14 protein-coding genes are annotated in these 20,817 nt (G+C 53.7%); 4 read left to right on the top strand and 10 right to left on the bottom strand.

Features of this window, described 5'->3' with window-relative positions:
* Nucleotides 1-889: 889 nt before the first annotated feature.
* The 10 genes from QW71_RS34660 to QW71_RS34615 form a co-directional block, all read right to left on the bottom strand.
* Nucleotides 890-2,611: an adenine deaminase gene (locus tag QW71_RS34660; protein ID WP_039310217.1), complete on the bottom strand. Its 1,722-nt coding sequence runs from the start codon at nt 2,609-2,611 to the stop codon at nt 890-892.
* Between the two features lie 22 nt (nt 2,612-2,633).
* A complete protein-coding gene (locus QW71_RS34655) occupies nt 2,634-3,704 on the bottom strand; it encodes an ABC transporter ATP-binding protein (protein WP_039310214.1) in 1,071 nt (356 codons plus the stop codon).
* 30 nt (nt 3,705-3,734) lie between these two features.
* Complete coding sequence (locus QW71_RS34650) at nt 3,735-4,523, bottom strand: ABC transporter permease (protein ID WP_039310212.1); 789 nt, start codon at nt 4,521-4,523, stop codon at nt 3,735-3,737.
* 4 nt (nt 4,524-4,527) lie between these two features.
* On the bottom strand, nt 4,528-5,346 hold the full coding sequence (locus tag QW71_RS34645; RefSeq protein ID WP_039310210.1) for an ABC transporter permease: 819 nt from the start codon (nt 5,344-5,346) through the stop codon (nt 4,528-4,530).
* Nucleotides 5,339-6,319: a nucleoside hydrolase gene (locus QW71_RS34640; RefSeq protein WP_039310208.1), complete on the bottom strand. Its 981-nt coding sequence runs from the start codon at nt 6,317-6,319 to the stop codon at nt 5,339-5,341. Before QW71_RS34640 ends, QW71_RS34645 begins: the two co-directional genes overlap by 8 nt.
* 2 nt (nt 6,320-6,321) lie before the next feature.
* Nucleotides 6,322-7,413 carry an ABC transporter substrate-binding protein gene (locus QW71_RS34635; RefSeq protein ID WP_039310205.1) on the bottom strand — a complete coding sequence of 364 codons (1,092 nt, stop codon included), beginning with the start codon at nt 7,411-7,413 and terminating at the stop codon, nt 6,322-6,324.
* Between the two features lie 315 nt (nt 7,414-7,728).
* Nucleotides 7,729-8,073 (bottom strand): hypothetical protein, encoded by a 345-nt coding sequence (locus QW71_RS34630; protein ID WP_039310202.1) that lies wholly within the window; start codon nt 8,071-8,073, stop codon nt 7,729-7,731.
* A 984-nt stretch (nt 8,074-9,057) separates the two neighbouring features.
* Nucleotides 9,058-9,339, bottom strand: coding sequence for a hypothetical protein (locus tag QW71_RS40250; protein ID WP_052770550.1), 282 nt, complete (start codon nt 9,337-9,339; stop codon nt 9,058-9,060).
* Nucleotides 9,340-9,563: 224 nt separating this feature from the next.
* Nucleotides 9,564-11,717, bottom strand: a complete 2,154-nt coding sequence (locus QW71_RS34620) for an alpha-galactosidase (protein WP_039310199.1) — start codon at nt 11,715-11,717, stop codon at nt 9,564-9,566.
* A gap of 1,138 nt (nt 11,718-12,855) precedes the next feature.
* Nucleotides 12,856-15,393, bottom strand: coding sequence for a glycoside hydrolase family 2 protein (locus QW71_RS34615; RefSeq protein WP_039310196.1), 2,538 nt, complete (start codon nt 15,391-15,393; stop codon nt 12,856-12,858).
* Nucleotides 15,394-15,685: 292 nt separating this feature from the next.
* Here QW71_RS34615 and QW71_RS34610 point away from each other — a divergent pair, with 292 nt between their 5' ends.
* The 4 genes from QW71_RS34610 (at nt 15,686) to QW71_RS37515 (ending at nt 20,765) form a co-directional block, all read left to right on the top strand.
* Nucleotides 15,686-17,038 carry an ABC transporter substrate-binding protein gene (locus tag QW71_RS34610; protein WP_039310194.1) on the top strand — a complete coding sequence of 451 codons (1,353 nt, stop codon included), beginning with the start codon at nt 15,686-15,688 and terminating at the stop codon, nt 17,036-17,038.
* Between the two features lie 170 nt (nt 17,039-17,208).
* Nucleotides 17,209-18,102, top strand: a complete 894-nt coding sequence (locus QW71_RS34605) for a carbohydrate ABC transporter permease (protein ID WP_039310191.1) — start codon at nt 17,209-17,211, stop codon at nt 18,100-18,102.
* 2 nt (nt 18,103-18,104) lie between these two features.
* Nucleotides 18,105-18,938 carry a carbohydrate ABC transporter permease gene (locus QW71_RS34600; RefSeq protein WP_039310188.1) on the top strand — a complete coding sequence of 278 codons (834 nt, stop codon included), beginning with the start codon at nt 18,105-18,107 and terminating at the stop codon, nt 18,936-18,938.
* Nucleotides 18,939-18,965: 27 nt separating this feature from the next.
* Complete coding sequence (locus QW71_RS37515) at nt 18,966-20,765, top strand: sensor histidine kinase (RefSeq protein ID WP_235441630.1); 1,800 nt, start codon at nt 18,966-18,968, stop codon at nt 20,763-20,765.
* The last annotated feature ends 52 nt before the right edge of the window (nt 20,766-20,817 follow it).

Below are 20,817 nucleotides of genomic sequence, written 5' to 3'. Positions count from 1 at the left end.
GGCTTAGCGGGGATTGGCGGGACGGCGGGGTTTGGCGGGACGGCGGGGCTTGGCGGGACTTGGCGGATTTGGCGGGACTTGCCAAGGCTTTGCCACTCCTCGACTAGTAAGAGGACTGAGATTCCGCTATGTGTCCGCATATGCCACGTTTTGAGCTCGAAGTCACAAGTTAACGGAATCTCAGTCCGCTTCAGCCTCAAAACTAGGCTTTTCCAGTAAATAAGGGCTTGTCAGTCCACTTCACTCCACCGGCGATCCCTATATGGCCTACGCCTGGTGAAACCAAAAGCACTTTACTCCTCAGTCCCATCGGTTGCCCACTTTCGGCGGATTCAGGGGCACTTTTGCTCCTGAGTCCTGCCTGCCGCCCATTTTCGGCGAATTTCATTCCTCCATTCAGCCCACTTCCAGCGGATTTAGTGGGATTTATCCCTTTCATTCCTCCATTCAGCCCACTTCCAGCGGATTTAGTGGGATTTATCCCTTTCATTCCTCCATTCAGCCCACTTCCAGCGGATTTAGTGGGATTTATCATTTATCCCTTTCATTCCTCCATTCAGCCCACTTCCAGCGGATTTAGTGGGATTTATCCCTTTCATTCCTCCATTCAGCCCACTTCCAGCGGATTTAGTGGGATTTATCCCTTTCATTCCTCCATCCCTCCATCCAGCCCACTTCCGGCGGTGAATTCAGAGGTACTGCTAAATAACAAAGAAGGGCATCCCACCGGGACACCCTTCTCTGCCAGCCTGCTTACTCTACTTCCAGCTCTTCTGCCAGTGCCTCTGCTACCTCTACATCCAGCTTCTCTACAAGCCTTTCAGCTAGCTTTTCTTCCAGCTCCTCTGCCAACTCTTACGCCTAATCCCGCTGCAATCCCCGGCTCCCCTTACTCTTCCCCAAGCGGGAACAGCAGCGGCACTACCTTGCCGGCTCCGACATCAATCAGGCCGTGGTCCGTAATCTTCAGCGCCGGGCTGACCGGCAGCGAGTGGGTGCTGATGGACATAATCGGGTTGTAGTGATTATAGCCCAGCGATTCCATCGCCGTGCGCAGGGCAAGCACCTGCTCCGCAGTCTCGGCCAGCGGCGCTTCGGTCAGGATGCCGCCGACGGGCAGCGACAGCAGCGCGAGCACCTCACCGCCTTCAACGACGCAGAAGCCGCCTTGCTCCGCAATCACTGTATTGGCGGCCAATACCATGTCCGCCGCATTATGTCCGACAACCAGCAGATTGTGGTTGTCGTGCGAATACGTAGTCGCGATCGCGCCGCGCTTGATCGTGTCTCCGCCGATCAGGCCATAGGCGCGGTTGCCGTTCTTGCCGTACCGCTCAAAGGTCGCGATGAGACCGCAGCCGGTCTCCTCCCACTGCAGCAGGCCGTCCTTCACTCCGGCCTCCACATGCTTCTCCTCGGTAAACGTGGACACGTTGTTGACCATCATGACGCGGGCGCCGTAGCGCCCGTCCGGTAGCGTAGCAGGCACCGTGAAGTCAGCCTCCGCCAGCGGCTCCAGCTGCACACTCTTATAGAAGTGAGCCGGGAACTGCGGCTCACTCACGACCTGTGCCTGCGGCTGCTTGCGGTCATAGACCTGCAAGCCCCGCTTGTACACCGCCTCAATCGCGAAGCTGTCCAGATCGGACAGCAGGAGGTAATCGGCGGTTTTGTTCGGTGCGATCACGCCGCGGTCATCCAGCTTCATCCGCCGCGCCGGGGTGAACGTAGCCGCATAGACTGCGTCTTCCGGCGTCATGCCCATGGCGATGGCTTTGCGGACCAGGTGATCCAGATGGCCGGTCTGCACCAGCGAATCGGTCATGACATCATCCGTCACGAAGCAGAAATGCTCACTGACCGGATGACCGATCAGATAATCCACGACTTCAGGTGTCATTGATTTCTCCTGGATCTCGATGAACATCCCGGCCGCGATCCGTGCGGTCAGCCCTTCGATGCTCTGGTGGGTATGATCGGAATCAATCCCCGCATAGATCAGGCGGTGCAGATCGAGGTCCAGCAGCTTCGGCGTATGCCCTTCAATGACCAGGCCCGGATAGCGGCTGCGGACATGCTGGAGGATGCGGTTGCTTTTTCCCTCAGGATCACGGATCACATCCACAAAGTTCATGACCTCACCCAGGCAGATCATCCTCTGCGTCTCCATCAGCTCGTCGATATCAGAGATCTCAATTGAGCCGCCCGTAGTCTCCAGCGGAGTCGCCGGCACCGAGCTCGGAATCGCATAGAACATATCCACCTGGCAATCCCGGCTGGCCCGGATCATCTCATGGACGCCCTCTACCCCGAATACATTGGCCATCTCATGCGGCTCGGGAACAATCGTGGTCACCCCGTGCTGCAGAATACCGTAGGAGAACGTCTCCGGTGTGATCATCGTGCTCTCAATATGCAGATGAATATCGATGAGGCCGGGCACCAGGTACTGCCCCTCTGCATCAATGGTTTCGGCAGCCATAAACGTCTCTGCGCCAAGAGGACCTACGTAGAGAAAGCGCCCTTCCTTAACGGCCACATTCGCCGCCATGAACCTTTTATAGTAACTGTTGTAGACCTTAGCGTTCAGTATAAGTTGATCTGTATTCATCGTGTATGCTCCTTATGACGCGCTACTGCACCAGCACCAGCTTCTCTTTTGGAAAATAAACCGTGACCTGCTGTCCCTGAATGAACGGCTGCTCCATCTCCTGATTGACCGTAAATACCCCAAGCTCCGTCTCTACCTGATACTGGTAGCTGCGGCCGAGGTACGTGCTGACCTGCACTTTGCCGGTCAAAGCATTCCCCTCCATACCCGTGCCCGTATCCGCCACGCCGCCAAGCAGCTGCAGATCGTCGGGACGAATCGCTCCGAGCAGTCCGGTATTACCCTCGCCGCCCGGCCGCTTAGCCGCCTGGAATTTCAGCTCACCACGGCTCAGCTCAATATCCGAACCCTCATCATTCCGCCCGTCAAAAGCAATAAAGTTCCCGAACCCGATAAACCGGGCCACAAATTCACTGGCCGGATATTTGAAAATATTCGCCGGATGATCCAGCTGCTCGATCTTGCCGTTATTCATAACGGCGACCTGATCGGAGATCGAGAAGCATTCCTCCTGGTCATGGGAGACGTATACAGTGGTGATGCCGAGCTCCTGCTGGATGCGGCGGATCTCCACCCGCATGTTGACCCGCAGGTTGGCATCGAGGTTGCTCAGCGGCTCATCGAACAGCAGCAGATCCGGCTCGATGACGAGCGCCCGGGCAATCGCTACCCGCTGGCGCTGACCGCCGGACAGGGCGCCCGGCAGTCTTTTCTCAAAACCGCCCAGACTGACCGTCTCCAGCATCCGGGTGACCCGCTTCTTGACCTCCGCTTCCTTCAGCTTGCGCAGCCGCAGGCCGAACGCCACATTGTCATAGACCGACAGATGCGGGAACAGCGCATAGCTCTGGAACACGAAGCCGAAATTCCTTTTCTCCACCGGAACCTTGGTGTAATCCTTGCCGGAGAACATGAAATTCCCTGCCTCGGCATTCAGGAAGCCGGCGATCAGCCGCAGGGTGGTAGTTTTACCGCAGCCGCTGGGTCCGAGCAGCGAGAGCAGCTGGCCCTTTTGCAGCGACAGGTTGAAATCCTCTAAGATCAAACGGTTGTCATAAGCAACCGATACATGTTCAAGACTGAGTAGTGACATTGCTTTAGGCCCCCATTATCATTGAATAGGTTATCGTTTGGTGAAATAGGCGAAGCCCATCAGCCGCTCGATGATGAACATCAGCGCTGCCGTGAGCACCATCAGAATGACCGAAATCGCGGCAATCGTGGGATCGAAGTAATTTTGCACATAGGTCAGCATTTGAATCGGCAGGGTACTGATCCCCGGCCCCGTCATGAACACGGAGATATCCACATTGTTGAACGACTCCAGGAAAGCGATCAGAATGGCCGCCAGAATTCCTGAGCGGATATTGGGCAGCACGACTTTGAAGAAAGTGTATACTCGGGTCGCCCCCAGGCTCTGCGCCGCCTCTTCCACCGCGAAATCGAAATTCTCCAGACTCGAAGCAATCACCCGGATAATAAAAGGCAGCATAATCACCGTATGTCCGATCAGCAGCCCCGCCACAATCGGCAGATTGTACACCACAATCAGATAACGCAGCAGTGTGAAGCCCAGCACAATCCCGGGAATCAGCACCGGCGACAGGAATACCGCATTCAGCGTGTCCCGCCCGCGGAACCGGTAACGGCTCAGCGCGTAAGCCGCAGGCACACCCAGCAGGAGCGCCAGCAGATTGCCGAGCAGCGAGATTACAATGGAAGTCCTGAAGGTCTCCATAAAGGCGCTGACCTCAAAGATGTTCTTGTACCACTTCAGCGAAAAGCCCTCCGGGGGGAATTTCAGGACCGTGCCCGGCTCAAAGGAAGTAATGGAGATGATCACGAGCGGACCCAGCAGAAAAATAAAGACCAGCAGCGTGTACAGGGACAGCATGCGGTTACCTTCCTTCATATTCTCACCCCTTCGGATTCAGGCGGTTAGCCCAGGCATTCATCAGCCCAACCACCACAAATGTAATAACGATCATAATTACCGCGATCACCGAAGCCGCCTGCCAGTCATTCAGCGTCATCGCGTTCTGATACAGGAAGGTGGAGACCACCCGTTCCTTACCGCCGAGCAGCGCTGGCGTGGTATACGCCGTGAGACTGCCGACGAAGACTAGAATCCCGCCGATGATCAGTCCCGGCACGGTCAGCGGGAAGGTGATTTTGCGGAACGCCGCAAACGGGGAAGCACCCAGACTGCGCGCCGCCCGGACCAGCTCATGGTCCAGATTCTCCATCACGCCGAGCAGCGTAATAATAATCAGCGGCAGGAACAGATGCACCAGCCCGATCATCATCGCGGTTGGCGTATACAGAATGTCGAGCGGCTTCGCGATCAATCCGGTGTTCACCAGGAAGGAGTTGATCAGCCCCTTTTTGCCGAGAATAATCATCCAGCTGAACGAGCGCACAACGGGACTGGTCAGCAGCGGAAAAATCGACAGCGCAAGCAGAAGGCTCTTCTTACGCGCGCTGGCCCGCGAGATATAATAAGCCGCCGGATACCCGAGCACCATGCAGACCAGCGTAGTCACCACACTTACCCGGAGCGTAGTCAGCAGGATGCGGTTAAAGTACCCGTCACGGAAAAAATACAAATACCCTTCCAGCGTCAGCTTTCCGTCCTGCACAAAGGTGGAGGCAATGGTCAGCGTGATCGGGACCAGCATGAAGGCCGCCAGGAATAAGAGGCCCGGCAGCAGGAGAAGCAGCACTCTTTTATTCATTCTCATGACTCCCGTCCTTCTTCGGTTCTTGATTCAAGCTATTCAGGCTATTAATGAAGCACTCCAGAAAAGCCGGCGCGTCCACCTCCAGACAGACGCCGGCATTGGCCGGCTTGTTCAGCCTGTTCTGGAAATCGCAGACGGTCTGCCCGTCGCATAGCTCGCTGCGGGTTTCCACGTCCACATAATACTTCTGCACGTTAACAAACTCCCGGTTCAGCGCCACACCTACCGCCAGCGGATCATGCAGCGCACAGGCCTGCACACCGTTACGTTCAAAATAGCGCGTACGGTAGTCCGCCGTACTCTGCTCCACATATTCGCGAACCGCCGGAATGCGCAGCTTCGCGATATCCTCCGCGCTGAGCAGCGCCCGGCGGGTTACATCCAGCCCGACCAGCGTCAGCTGCGGGAAGCCCGCAGCCAGCACCAGCTTGGCCGCCTCCGGATCGACATACATGTTGTATTCCGCGGTCGGCGTAATGTTGCCGAAGCCCTGCACCACACCGCCCATCACAATCACTTCGGCGGCATGCTGCGTAAGCTCCGGACATTTGTGCAGCGCGCGGGCTAGATTGGTCAGCGGCGCGGTCATAATCAGCGTGACCTCACCGGAATGTGCCAGCACCTGGCGGATGATGAAGTCTTCCGCCCGCTCTGCTTCCGCCTGCTTCGTTACCGTCATGTCGCGCAGTGCACCGCCGATGCCGTCCGAGCCGTGCACACGGTGTTCGAACACGGTATCACGGACAAGCGGTTTGTCCGCTCCACGATAGACTGGAATCTGCCCGGATACGCCGAGCAGCTCCAGAATTTTGCAGGTATTCAGGGTCGCCTGATCCAGCGAGACGTTGCCGCTGACTGTGGTGATCCCCAGAATATCGAGCTGTCCGCTCGTGACGGCCAGCATAATTGCCAGCGCGTCATCCACCCCTGTATCTACATCGAGAATGACTTTTTTACGCCCTGTCATCCTTAGCCGCCAATCTCACGGTTGAAGCGGTCTGTCCACACGGAGATATGCTCGTTCACGAAGGACATGTCCAGCTTGCGCAGCTTGCTGATTACCTCTGCACCGTACGTTACGCCTACTGCTTCTTCATCCGTCAGCACCACTCCGGTATTCACCGGGGAATCGACTTTGGCTTTGGCCGATTTCTCCTGCACTTCCTGGCTCAGCTGCCAGTTGATGAACTCTTCAGCAAGCTCCTTGTTGTCACTGCCTTTGACCACGTTGACCGTATTCATTACGGCATAAGCACCTTCAGACGGTGCTACGAACTTGGCATCCGGCACGGCTGCCTGCAGATCCTTGAAGTACATTTCCATAATCGGACCGCCGGCAATTTCCTCCTGGCCGAACATATTTACATACTCCGAAGTCTGGGAGTAATATTTGACCACACTGCTGTCCAGCTCCTTCAGCTTCGTGAAGGCTCCGTCTTCATTGAACTCTGTACCGCCCGACACAAGCGATGCCGCATCCACAATCATTGGACCCGCTGTGGCAGTAATCGCCGGCAGCGCCAGGTTCTTGTCGAACTTACTCCACATATCTGCCCATGAACCCACTTCTCCATCAACAAGTGCCGGGTTATAGGCAATTCCCAGACGGCCAACGGTGTACGCCGGACCATATTCTTCGCCAAGCGGTGCTTTGGCAATATCATAGATTTTATCGATGTTCGGAATATTGCTGCGGTCAATCGTTTCGAACAGACCTTCATTGATAGCCTGCTGCGCATAATAGTCAGACAGATAGACTACATCTACATCGGAGCTGCCCTGGCGGATTTTGTTCAGGCGCTCGGCGTTGTTGCCGATCTCGACGACGATTTTGACATTATGCTCTTTCTCAAAAGGAGCGTAGACAGCTTCCTTGAAGAAATCCTCCGAGAATCCCCAGGTTGAGACCACTAATTCCGTTGGCGCACCCGCAGATGTTGCTTCCGGTGTAGCTGCATTGTCCGTACCGGCGCCGTTTGTCGCAGCGGTATTGTTGTTGCCGCAAGCGGCAAGCAGAGAAGTCAAAGCAAGAGCAAGGCCTGTAGTCATTAATTTATTCATTAGTAAATAACCTCCCAAATGTAATTAAATATGCGGTACAATTCCAGCGGTCATCCTATACATACGGCATGTTCTGTCAGTCTTCCATTAAGCAATCGGCAGCAGACAACGGATCAGCAGCACCTCCTGTTGGTAATAAAAACTTGGTTTGCCTTATTTTTTCACAAAAAAAAGAAAAGCATTCTTGTAGGAACAAGAACACCTTTCTTTGTATAAACAAAGGAAAGAGCTACCCCGTTATAGAAGGACGGTCTTCGCTTAAGATAGATCAAAAGCAAAAATCCGTGATATTCAAAATTCAATGACTGAAATGCTTCATTCTCCGGCCAATATCATATTGGTAAAAGCCCATCCGGTTGGTGCATCATAATCCCTCAGCAGAACCTCAATCGTTAAGCCCATCTCTGCTTCAAGCCGTTCTTTGAATCTCTTCTTAAACAGCAGCGACATCCGGAAGTCCACTTCCTGCTTAAGCTCCGGCGCCTCCCCTTCCAAGGCGGTCGACCGTGGAGACCTGCGGTGCTTGGCGTGAAAGGTAATGACCCGCTGATCGACAGTAACGCGGAGCAGGGTCGTCCCGAAACCAAACAATTCCTTGGAGATCTCATTGTAGATCTGGCACATCTTCTTCTTCTGCTCGCTGTTTTCCAGTTCTGCCATGAAACCACCTTCGAAAACAGAATATCGTACATTCACATCGATAATAATTGCTATTATACATAATTCTAGCTTTTCCGGCAAGAAAAAAGCTGAATATAACATGAAAGTAACGCCAAACCCGAACGATGCCTGGTTAACAGTGATGTGGAATGAACTGAATTCCTCCGGATCGACACCGCATTACCACCGGACTCACACCGGACTCACACTAAATGCTTTACTGGAATTGGATTGCAGCAGTTCGCTGCTAGACCAGCGTTCCAGCTCTACTCCAGCTCTGTTCTAACTGTATTTCGTACAACTAAAACGATCATTTATCGCGCTGCGGGCGTTTTAATTGCATTTTGTACAGTTAAAAATCCCTAAATTCCGCAAAAGAAGTGCTGCCGCTATTTTTAAGTGTACAGAATACAGTTAACCCGGGAATCCGGTTTTTTTTCCGATCTTTAGTTGCAGTAAATACAATTAACCGCTATACGCTGCACACGGGTTACTCTCCGAATAAACTGGCAAAAAGCGAAAGAAGCGGAGGGGGAATTTGGAACTGTAGGAGAGATAGCGCCCGCCTGAAAGCTTTCCGCAGGAAAGCTCGCTACGGAAGCATAATCAGTCACCGGATTTCCACCGCGAACAGCCGTAATCATCAAGAAATCTGGGGACAACAGCGGCCGGAAGTCCAAATGTTCACCGCAGTGACGACTAAGCTTCAAGTTCAAATCCAGGAAAGCTCGCTACGGAAGCATAATCAGTCACCGGATTTCCACCGCGAACAGCCGTAATCATCAAGAAATCTGGGGACAACAGCGGCCGGAAGTCCAAATGTTCACCGCAGTGACGACTAAGCTTCAAGTTCAAATCTTAAGTGCGTTTTATCTATCAGCGGATGATTAACCCGACTCAGCCGCAGTTCTCGGGAAATAAAGTTCAGCCTGTTTACAGTTAACCTGCTTAATTCCAGATCCGAACCGAAGCTTACAAAAACCATTAAATAACAGCAAAGGGATTACTGCTGCTCCTGCTGCTCCTGCTGCATCTGCTAATGCTACTTCGTCTGGCTACGTCTGCTACTGCTGTATCATCTGCTACGTCTTCTACTTCTGCTACTTCTGCTACTTCTGCTACTACTATATCATCTGCTACGACTGCTACGTCTTCTACATCTGCTACGTCTTCTACATCTGCTACTTCTGATACGTCTGCTTCATTTGCTTCATCTGCAACATCTGCAACATCTGCTACGTCTTCTACTTCTGCTACTTCTACCACGACTGCTACATCTGCAACATCTGCTACTGCCGCTACTTCTGCTACTTCTGCTACGTCTGGCTACTTCTGCTTCATTTGCTTTATCTGCTACAGCTGCTACATCTGCTACTGCTGCTCCCCCTTTGCCACCTCCCTAATTATTCACATGCTGCAGTTTTCTATACAGCAATAAGGGAAGCCAAGGTTTGCCCGGCTTCCCCTTTCCCCTATGATCTGCCTGCTGTTTATCCTTCAGCCTTCAGGTGGTAGCAGCCGCTCACGAAGTCCCGCTGGAGCTCCGGCAGCAGCAGACCTGCCTGCATCAGGCAGTCCCCGCCGTAGACTTCGCCGCTGCCTTCAATACGGTAGTCGAGGTCCGGGTTCAGGCCCCCGAGCAGGAGCATCTTTCGCGGCGGGTGCGGCATGGCCAGTACCCGGAAGTAATAGACCAGCGCCTCGCGCTGATCATCCGAGACGAACATCCAGGCTGTATCATTGCCCTCGAACGGGCTCTCCAGCCGGTACAGATTGCCCTGCTGCACCAGGCTGCGGATTACCTTATAATTCGCCACCTGCGCCTTCGCCAGTTCCTTCTCCTCCGGAGTGAACTTCGTCAGATCGAGCTCATAACCGAAGTTGCCGGACATGGCGACATCACCCCGGAAGGACAGCGGCGTGAACCGGCCCACCTGATGATTCGGCACCGCAGAGACATGTGCTCCCATGGAGCTGGCCGGATAGACTAGGCTGGTGCCATACTGAATTTTCAGGCGTTCTACCGCATCGGTGTCATCGCTGGTCCAGGTCTGCGGCATATAGTAGAGCATGCCGGGATCGAAACGTCCACCCCCGCTGCAGCAGCTCTCGAACAGTATATGCGGGAATGCCGACGTCAGCCGTTCAAGTAGTTCGTACAGCCCGAGTACATAACGGTGCGCAGTTTCTTCCTGCCGGTCTGCCGGAAGCTGCGCCGAGCCGATCTCGGTCAGACAGCGGTTCATATCCCATTTAATGTAGGTTACCGGAACTGAAAAGAAGATACGGCTAAGCGACTCGAAAATATACTGCCGTACCTCAGCCCTGGTATAATCCAGTACCAGCTGCCAGCGTGCTTCACTGCGGCGGCGGCCCGGCACATGCAGACACCAGTCCGGATGGCTGCGGTACAGATCGCTATCAGGCGAGATCATCTCCGGCTCAACCCACAGGCCGAATTTGAGCCCATGGCCGTTCACCCGCTGCGCCAGGTCAGCCAACCCGCCCGGCAGCTTGCGCAGATCCTCTACCCAGTCACCCAGCGAGGAATTATCCGCATCCCGTTTGCCGAACCAGCCGTCGTCCAGCACGAACAGCTCAATGCCGAGCTTCGCCCCTTCGGCGGCAATCGCCTCCAGCTTGTCGGTGTTGAAGTCGAAATAAGTGGCTTCCCAGTTATTGACCAGAATCGGACGCTCTTTGTCCCTGTACTGTCCTCGGCAGAGACGGGTCCGGTACAGGCGGTGATACGTTCTAGACATCCCGCCGATCCCTTGTCCCGAATAGACCATAACGGCTTCCGGGGTCTGGAAATATCCGCCCGGCTCCAGCTTCCAGGAGAAATCGAAGGAATTCAGACCGATGGTAAACCGGGTGCTTCCGAAGGGATCTACCTCTGTCTCAGCTTCAAAGTTACCGCTGTATACCAGGGAGAAGCCGAACACCTCACCTTGGTTCTCATCGGCTCCGGCCTTGGCCAATGCAGCAAACGGATTATGCTGATGGCTGCTCATTCCCCGCCGGCTCTGGATTGCAGAGTTGCCCTGTTCCAGGCGTCTGCGGGTAATCCGGGCCTCCCGCGACCAGGCACCGGACAGGTAGATCATATCCATGTCAGCCGCCGGGAAATCCACGGAGGCACTAAGGGCGCGCTGCAGCTGCAGCGTATCCGGGCCGTCATTGGCGAACTCCACGGAACGCGCTATGACATTCCGTTCCTTATACACCGTATATCGCAGCTTCACGGTCAGCTTGGCGTAATCATCCTTCAGGATAAGCTCAAGCGTATCTGCTTCCTCCGGCGATTCCACATACACGGAAGGCAATCCGGCAAGCTCCGATTTGCCTTCCGTGACGCGGTACCCGCTGTAGCGCAGCTCAGTGACCCGTGTTCCATCCTCAAGTTTGGCCTGATAGGCAGGAACGCGGAAATCCCCGGTTCCATATTGCGGATATTCCTGCGGCAGCCGGTCCAGCGAGCCATGGGCCACCGGCAGGAGCAAACCGTCCAGATTGCTGCCCTCACGCAGCCGCCCTCCCCAATAGAGATGCGCCGGATAACCCTTCACCAGCCCGATCACATAACTCATCCCTGTGCTCTGCAGGTGGAATATCCCCTTGTCTTCCTGAACCCAAATCGCCATGGCCCTGATTCCTTCTCTCCTAAGGATTAATTATCTGCTACCTTCTACCTACTACCTGCTACCTACAGCTACAACCTGCAGCTACTATTTAATATCCAATATCTTCCACTTACTATTTGCTTCGGCCCTACAACACGCGCGAACCTCCGCCTTGTCACCCAACGATAAGCCGAACTCCGCCCAGTCACCCAACGGTAACCCGAAGTTTCTGCGGTCTTGCCGGTCTTCGGCGCTCATCTACTTCTACTACCGCTACTACTTCTACTGCCGCCACTCTAACTTCTGCTACTTCTACTATTACTCAACTCTTACTCCTGCTACCGCTACCACTACTACTTCTGCTACTTCTACTATTACTCAACTCTTACTCCTGCTACTGCTACCGCTACCACTACTACTTCTGTTACTTCCACTACCCGCTTCTACTCCTACTCCTACTCCTACTCCTACTCCTACTCCTACTTCTACTTCTTACTCCTACTCCTACTTCTACTTCTACTCTTAGTCTTACTTTTGCCACTGCTACTTCTGCTACTTCCCCTACTCCTACTCCTACTCCTACTCCTACTCCTACTCCTACTCCTACTCCTACTCCTACTCCTACTCCTACTCCTACTCCTACTCCTACTCCTACTCCTACTCCTACTCCTACTCCTACTCCTACTCCTACTCCTACTCCTACTCCTACTCCTACTTCTACTTCTTACTCCTACTCCTACTTCTACTTCTACTCTTAGTCTTACTTTTGCCACTGCTACTTCTGCTACTTCCACTACTTCCACTTCCAAGTTCTTCAACATTCTTTGTTCTTCACAAGCCCCGCCTGCTTCTACGAAACAAGTCCATGCGGACTGGAGAGCCGTTATTTCGCTGAAAATACCACTTTTCCCTTCCACGCGGACTCAGAAGCCCCTATTGCACCTCTTCATCGTCCAAATGGCCTCCTGAGCGGGAATTAAGGTCTTCTGAGTCCGCAAGAGTGAGAATAATGCTTTATTTCAAACAATAAGGTCTTGTCAGTCCGCAAGCCTGCCCGCTTTCCTCAAGTAGAAACGGCCATCCCGTCCATCAAAGGACGGAATCCGTTTCAGCGGTTAATAGAAGGATGCAGGTTAGCGTAGCACCCGCTTCTTATTATTTAGATATAATCCGCCATCGAGCGGACCACCAGCCCCGTTGGAGCCGCCGGCGTGAAGTCCGCCTCACCGCTTCCGCTGAGCGCAAACTCTATCGTCTTCGGCTCGCCCGGAAGCAGATCGAAGAAGTTGTCGGAGAAGATGCCCTCTTCTTCTACGGTCAGATGCACACCTCTAGCCAGCACATCGCTGCTGAGCGTGAAGCTCTTCCCGGCGCTGCCCGGCACTTCCGTCACTGTAATTACCGGCTTGCTCAGCGGAATATCCTTGGCTGCCGCGAAGTAATGCTCCTTGTGCTCCAGCACCTGTCCGCCTTCCACCAGGGAAGCCACCAGCAGCACTTGTGCCGGCTCGCGGCCTGCCAGCAGTTCAGCAACCGGCAGCGTGAATACCACAGCTGCCGAATCCGCAGCCACAGTTACCGGCTGCGACCATTCCCGCAGCAGGGCGCCGCTGAAGTCATGGAGCCGAATCACCAGCTCACCGTCCAGCGCCTGACGGCGGTCGGAGACAGCGTGAACCTTGAGCGTCTCCCCGTCTGTACCGTCAATGGACAGCAGCACATCCTTGAAGGATTTGCGCACGGTATATTGCAGCGCCTTCCAGCGCCCGTAATAATCCATACCCGCCCAGGAAGCTACCGGCCAGCAGTCATTCATCTGCCAGTACAGCGTGCCCATGCAGTAAGGCTTGTTCCGGCGGTGACTCTCAATCGCGATGCGGATCGCTTCTGCCTGAAGCACCTGGCTCATGTACAGGAAACCTCTGAAATCTTTAGGCTGCGGCAGGTACATATCCATGTATTCCTTGATCAGCTGATTGCCCCGTCCGTTCTTCTGATGGGCCAGCATCACCTTCGACTCCAGCTCCATATCCGCTTCTTCTGCATAGCTGAGCACCGACTTCAGCTCCGGGAAGGACTGGAAGCCATATTCACTCATGAAGCGGCCAACCTTAAGGTTATAGTTCTCAAATGGCTCGATTCCGTGCCATACTCCCCAGTAGTGAATATCGCCTTCGCCCATAATCCGCGTAGCATGCTGATCCTGACCGCGGGTAAGCTCACGCAGCGGTGAGGAAGGCCAATAATCCACACCCGGATGATAGGCGGCAACAGCCTCAGGCAGAATCTTGTGGAAGATTTCTTCATACGCGGCCCATAAGGTCTCACGGATTTCAGCACTAAGCTTCTCCTTCCAGCCCCAGCCCATATTCTCCTCGAATTGCGACCAGGCCGAATCAATCTCATTGTTCCCGCACCATACAGCAATAGAAGGGTGATTCCGCAATCTGCGGACATTATATACCGCTTCCTCACGGATATTGTTCAGGAACGGCTCGTCTCCCGGGTACATGCTGCACGCGAACATGAAGTCCTGCCATACCAGCAGGCCGTACTCATCACACAGCCGGTAGAAAGCTTCCTCTTCATAGAATCCGCCGCCCCACACACGCAGCATATTCATATTGGATTCCACCGCCGTAGCAATCTCATGACGGTAACGTTCCTCCGTAACCTCAGTTATGAAGCTATCATTTGGAATATGATTCGATCCTTTAGCGAAGACCGGCACACCATTCAGCTCAAAATGGAACGAAGCCCCGCGCTCATCGGGCTTACGGACCAGCTTAATTTCCCGCAGTCCGGTCGTAACCTCCGTCACGGCCACAGCTTCTTCTCCCTGCAGCAGCTCTGCACGGAAATTGTACAGCTCAGGTAGACCCAGCCCGTTACACCACCACAGGCGCGGCGTATCGATGACCAGCTCCAGCTCCACCTCCTGATTGCCTGGAACCAGCGAAGCTGCCTTCATCCATTCCTGCCCTTCAGCTGTTACCCGCAGCATACCGCTCCAAGCTTCCGGAGCATCCACTTCAACTACAGCCGTCAGCCGCGCTTCCTGTGCATTCACCGCATTCTGGCGGATGTACAGATCCTTAATGACCGCAACGTCCCGGCCCGCCAGCACGGCTTCACGCCAGATGCCGCTGGTCAGGAATCTCGGGCCCCAGTCCCATCCATAGTGGTACGGCGCTTTGCGGGCAAACACACTGATCCGCTGCTCCTGAAGCCCGCCGAGCTCGGACTGGTCATTCGGTGCAGGCAGATCATAGCCAAGCTGTGCCAGCTTCGGCAGATCCTCGGTCACCACCGAGCGGAATACGATGCGGATCTCATTCTCCCCAGCCTGCAGAAGGCCCTTCACATTCACGGTCCAGGAGCGGAACATATTATCTGCGGACAGAGCATGCACATTGTTCACATATACATCTGCATACGTGTCCAGTCCGGCGAATACCAGCTCCGTAACCGCCAGTGTCTGCCATTTCTCTTCTAATGTAAGTACGGTTCTATATTCCCAGTTCTTCTTGTCGATCCATTGCAGGTCATGTTCATTGGTTCCATAAAAGGGCTGATCTATAACTCCATTCCGGAGCAGATCCGTATGTACCGTTCCCGGTACGGCCGCCGGAAGCCAGGCTTCATCTCCACAGGCTCTAAATTCCCAGTTCGTCAGGTTGATGTGCAGTTGTTTCATAAGTCCTCCTAAAAGTTTTGTGAGCGTACACTTCCCTGAGATTGCTTCGTACAGAACCCGCATCGGAAGTATACGCTTTAAGTTTTAATAGCATAAGCTTTAAGTTGAATAGCCTACGTTTTAATTACCATCATTGTATTTTGTTATTTTATTGTTAGCAATAACTTAATTATAATCTTATAAACAGAACAAATAAAGACAATAAATAATAAATGAATACATTTCTCATTGGATGCTTTAACGCTATAATAATCATGTAAACGCTAACAATAAACGAAAAGGGGACTACACAATGAGAAATAAGTTATTTTCGTTATGTTTTGTTATCATCATGATCTTCTCTTTATCTCTGACAGGCTGCGGTTCTAACAACAATAACAACGCAGCAACGGCTACAGATGAGCCGGCAGCAACCACCGCTCCTGAGACTGCCGCCGGAGAGGCAACTGCTGCACCTGCTACGGAACCTGCAGCGGCAGGCGGCGCTGACATCAGCGGCAAAATCATTTTCCTGACCAACAGAACCGACATGATCGGCAAAGAGTATGACGAATATGTTAAGCGCTTTAATGAGAAATATCCGAACATCAAGGTGGAATTCGAAGCTTCCCAGACCGACTATAACCAGCAGGCAAAAGTCAGAATGGCCAGCGGCGAGCTGCCGGACGTGATGTTCGTCCCTAACATTCCGAACTCCGATCTGCCTAAATATTTCGCCTCACTCGATGATCTCGGACTGAATGACCAGCTCACCTTCAAAGATTTCAAATCCTTTGACGGCCAGCTATACGGGATCACTACCGGTAACTCCACTTCGGGGATTGTTTATAACAAAAAAGCCTTCGCCGATGCCGGAATCACCGAAGTTCCGAAGACCTGGGATGAATTCCTCGCGGCCTGCGAGAAGCTCAAAGCCAAAGGTGTCGTTCCGCTCGCTTCCAACTTCAAAGACAAATGGCCGCTTAATGACTGGGTATATGCTGTTCCCCGCGTGATTGCCGGCAACCCTGACTTCCCGAATGAGAAGCTGACACAGGATGCTCCGTTCACCATGGACAATGGATACGGCAAAGCGCTTGGTCTGCTCAGAGAGCTGAATGAAAAAGGCTACCTGGAAAAAGACATCAACTCCACCAACTGGGAGCAATCCAAGAAAGACATCGCATCGGGTAAATTCGCCATGTACTTCCTGGGCAACTGGGTCATCAATCAGGTGATCGGTGCCGGTACCACTTCCGATAACGTAGGCTTCTTCCCGCTTCCTTATGACAACTCGGGCACTTTGACGGCTCCGCTCAGCCCGGACTTCTTCTATGCCGTGGCTAAGAACAGCAAGAATGTCGATGCTGCCAAGGCCTTCGTGAAATGGATGATCGAAGAATCCGGATACGAGGACTTCGCCGGCTTCATCTCCCCGCTCAAAGGCAAAGAATCCAAGCTGACTCAGCTTAAGGAGTTCCAGTCGACGGGTGTAGTCCTGCAGGAAGGTACCGTAGATGACGCCAAGGTTACCGAAATCACCAACAAAGCACAGCTCGACCTGCCTGCTATGGTCCAAGAGTTCGTGCTTGCCAAAGATCCGCAAACCGTCTTCGACAAATGGAATAAAGCCTGGGCCAAAGCCAAGAAAGACCTCGGCTACTAAAACAGCCCCACAAAGTGGAGCTTTAGCATCGAAGATTACTCAGGTTATTTACCCTGCTGCACTAAGCAGCCAGATGCACTAAACTTCCGGCGCAAAAGGGATTATCGCTTTCATGGATAATCCCTTTTGTCGTCAATCCCACTTAAGCTTTCACGAAAGAAGGGTATGCGATGTTCGGAACACTGTCTTACAACAAGCAGAAAACTATTATCATAGTCTCCTTTCTGCTGATCCCGCTGATCCTCCTCGCCACGTTCACTTATTATCCGGCGCTGAAGCTGGTCTATTACAGCTTCACCAACTGGGACGGCTACAGCCCCGAGAAGCCTTGGGTCGGCCTCGATAATTACCGCGAGGTGTTTAACACTCCCGATATTTTCAAAGTCTTCACCCATAACTTCGCCTACTTCGTCATGGGCATCCTTCAGAATATAGTAGCCATCTACTTCGCCGTTGTGCTGAACAGCAGGCTGCGGGGAAGGAACGCTTTTCGCATCATGCTCTTCCTGCCCTACATTATGAATGGTGTTGCCGTTGCCTTCATGTTCGGTTATGTCTTCGACACGACCAATGGCTCACTCAATCTGTTCCTGAACAGCATCGGCCTGACCGGCCTTGGACAGACCAGTTGGCTCGGCACCGAAGGACTTGTGAACTACTCGCTCGCCTCCACCGGCTTCTGGCGGTTCATGGGCTACAATATGGTGATTTACATTGCTTCCCTCCAGGCCATTCCGCGCGACATCTATGAAGCGGCCAAAATTGACGGCGCTGGCTCCATGCAGACCCTCTGGAGAATTACCCTGCCGAATATGAAGGCCGTCATTCAGCTTAACCTGTTCCTGACCGTTACCGGAGCGCTTGAAGTATTCGACCTGCCCTTCGTACTCACCAAAGGCGGCCCTGCGGGCGCCAGCCAGACTTATGTCCAGCGCGTGGTGGACACAGCGTTCGCCTTCAATAACTACGGCCTGGCCTCGGCGATGAGCATTATCCTGCTCTTTTTTGTGGTCATCGTACTTCTGGTACAACAGCTGGTTCTTAGCCGGGGAGGAGAGAAATAGCCATGGAACATTCCAAATTGCGCTTCAAAGACCTGTTCAAATATTTCACGCTGCTGATCGGCGTCTTCGTAGTGCTGTTCCCGCCGTATGTCGTGATCGTCAATGCGTTCAAATCCACGGAGGAGTTCAACAGCAGCAGCTCTATGGCTCTGCCGCACAGCTTCCTGAACTTCGACAACTTTATCGCGGTCTTTCAGCGCGGCGGGCTGCTCAGCGGCTTCGGCAATGTCCTGATCATCATTATAATTACATTGACCCTGAACATTCTGTTTGGCACAATGGTGGCATATGTACTGGGCCGCTTTTCTTTTAAGCTGAAGCCGGTTGTGTTCGGTGCGTACCTGATCGCCACCATCATTCCGAGCATCACCACCCAGGTCGCCACCTTCGGCATCATCAAAAATATGGGGCTCTACAACACGCTCGGCGCTCCCATTGTGCTCTATATCGGGGCCGATGTGATCCAGATCATTCTCTATCTGCAGTTCATCCGCAATATTCCGTTTGATCTCGACGAGAATGCCATGGTTGAAGGGGCTTCCCTGTTCAAAATCTACCGCTCGATCATCTTCCCGCTGCTGACACCGGCGACGGCCACCCTGGTCATCCTGAAGACGATCAGCATTTATAATGACATGTACATCCCCTATCTCTATATGCCCAAGCAGAGCCTGGGTGTGGTGACGACGATCCTCATGCGCTTTCAGGGGGTCAACTCCGGTGAGTGGAATCTGATCTGTGCGGCGATCCTGCTGATCCTGCTGCCCACGGTCATCCTCTACTTCTTCCTGCAGCGTTATATCTTCGAAGGCGTAACGAACGGCGCCGTGAAATAGGGGATTGTACAGAAAGGAACAACAGCAGTGGTATCTTATCTCCGGAGATTTCCGCGGACCCTTTGGCTGTTCCTGGCCAATCTGCCCATGGAGCGCAAGCTGATTGTCGTGTTTATTTTTCTCATCTCCCTGCCGATCACCTATGTCAGCTATCTCTCCTCCCGTTCCACCTTCAACTCCGTGCTGGTTAATGCAACAGCCAGTGCCGGACAGATGGCAGACAGCGCCTCCGGGACCATTGACCGTTATGTCGAGGACCTCAAGAGATATACTGCGCTCCCGCTCTACAACACCGATGTCCAGTATTATCTGGAGCAGCAGGGGACCGATTGGGACAAAAACACAGGCATGTCGATGTTCCTAAGCTATTTGAATCATACAAAAGCAGAGATTGTTGCTGTGTACCTGGTGGATAAATACGGCTCTGTCTATTATGACAAAAGCTCGGGAATCAGCGAGCTGTTCCCGGAGGAGCGGCTGGCGCAGTGGCAGAGCCTTACCGAGTCCGGCGTAGCCCCCGTAGTTCAGGGCAGGCATACGATCCGTGTGAACGCCGGGGACCGCCGGGAGGTCTTCAGCATTCTGCGTACCGTCAGTTCGGTCAGCTCGCTCCAGAAGATCGGCATTATTGTGTTCGATATCCATATCAGCCTGTTCAAGGGCATCGTTGACCCGGTCAATGCCGTAACCCAGGGCAATACGCTGATTGTCGATGATAAGGGCGGACTCCTATACGCCAGCCCGGATGATCGGGGCGGCGGCTCCGGCCTGCTGGAGAAGCATACGGACAAGTTCCTCCAGCACGTAAGCGGGTCCGGGGGGCATTTTCAGATTACGCTGGACGGCAAGACCTTTCTTGCTGTCTACACCGTATCGGCCAAAACAGGCTGGACCACACTGGTCTCCATCCCGCTGGAGCGTATCCTGTCACCGGTGGAGACCACCCGCAATGCGCAGCTTCTCACCACTCTGGCGATTATCGCCTTTGCCCTGATCGTCGCCACCTTCATCTCCCATGCCCTGACGAAGCCGCTGAAGTCCATGGTCCGCCTGATGAAGCAGGTACAGCATGGCAATCTGGAGGTATGGCTGCATCCCAGGTACAATGATGAGATCGGCATCCTGGGCAGCCATTTCAACCGGATGATCATCCGCATCAAGGATCTGCTCCAGGAAGTGAAGCTGACAGAGAAACGCAAGCAACGGGCTGATATGCGGGCCTTGCAGAACCAGATCAATCCGCATTTCATCTATAATACCCTTGAATCCATCCGTATGCTGGCCGAAGGCAGCGATGATCCGCGGGTGGCGAAGCTGACCTATCTGCTCGGGATGCAGATGCGTTACGGAATTGTCCGCAGCGAAGAGACCGTAACCATCCGGCAGGAGCTCGATCATACGCGCAATTATCTGGATATGCTGCAGATCCGGTTTCCCGATAAATTCAGCCTGAAGATAGACGTCCCGGATGCCCTGCTGGACCTGCCGGTGATTAAGCTGGTCTTCCAGCCGATCGTTGAGAATGCCGTCTTTCACGGCCTGGAGCCCAAGGAAGGGCCAGGCACCATCAGCATTACCGGCTGGTTAGAGGGCGGAAGTGCCGTATTCAGCGTCGAAGATGACGGGGTCGGCATGGATGAAGCTACACTGCGCACACTGAACCATACCCTGACAGACGGGGCGGACAGCGAGAAATTCGGCATTGGCCTGCGGAATGTGAATGAACGGCTCCGGCTGGACTACGGCAGCCCGTATGGGCTGCGAGCGGCAGCCCGTATGGGCTGCGAGTTGAGAGCGAATCCGGCACAGGCACCCGCGTCATGCTAAGAATCGGGAATCTCACCCAGCGTATTGAAGATTAACAGGAAACAGGGCAACC

It is taken from the genome of Paenibacillus sp. IHB B 3415 (genome assembly GCF_000802655.2).
Lineage (GTDB): Bacteria > Bacillota > Bacilli > Paenibacillales > Paenibacillaceae > Paenibacillus_AQ > Paenibacillus_AQ phytohabitans.
Note: the sequence above shows the minus strand (reverse complement) of the source record. Positions and strands in the feature narration are given on the sequence as shown.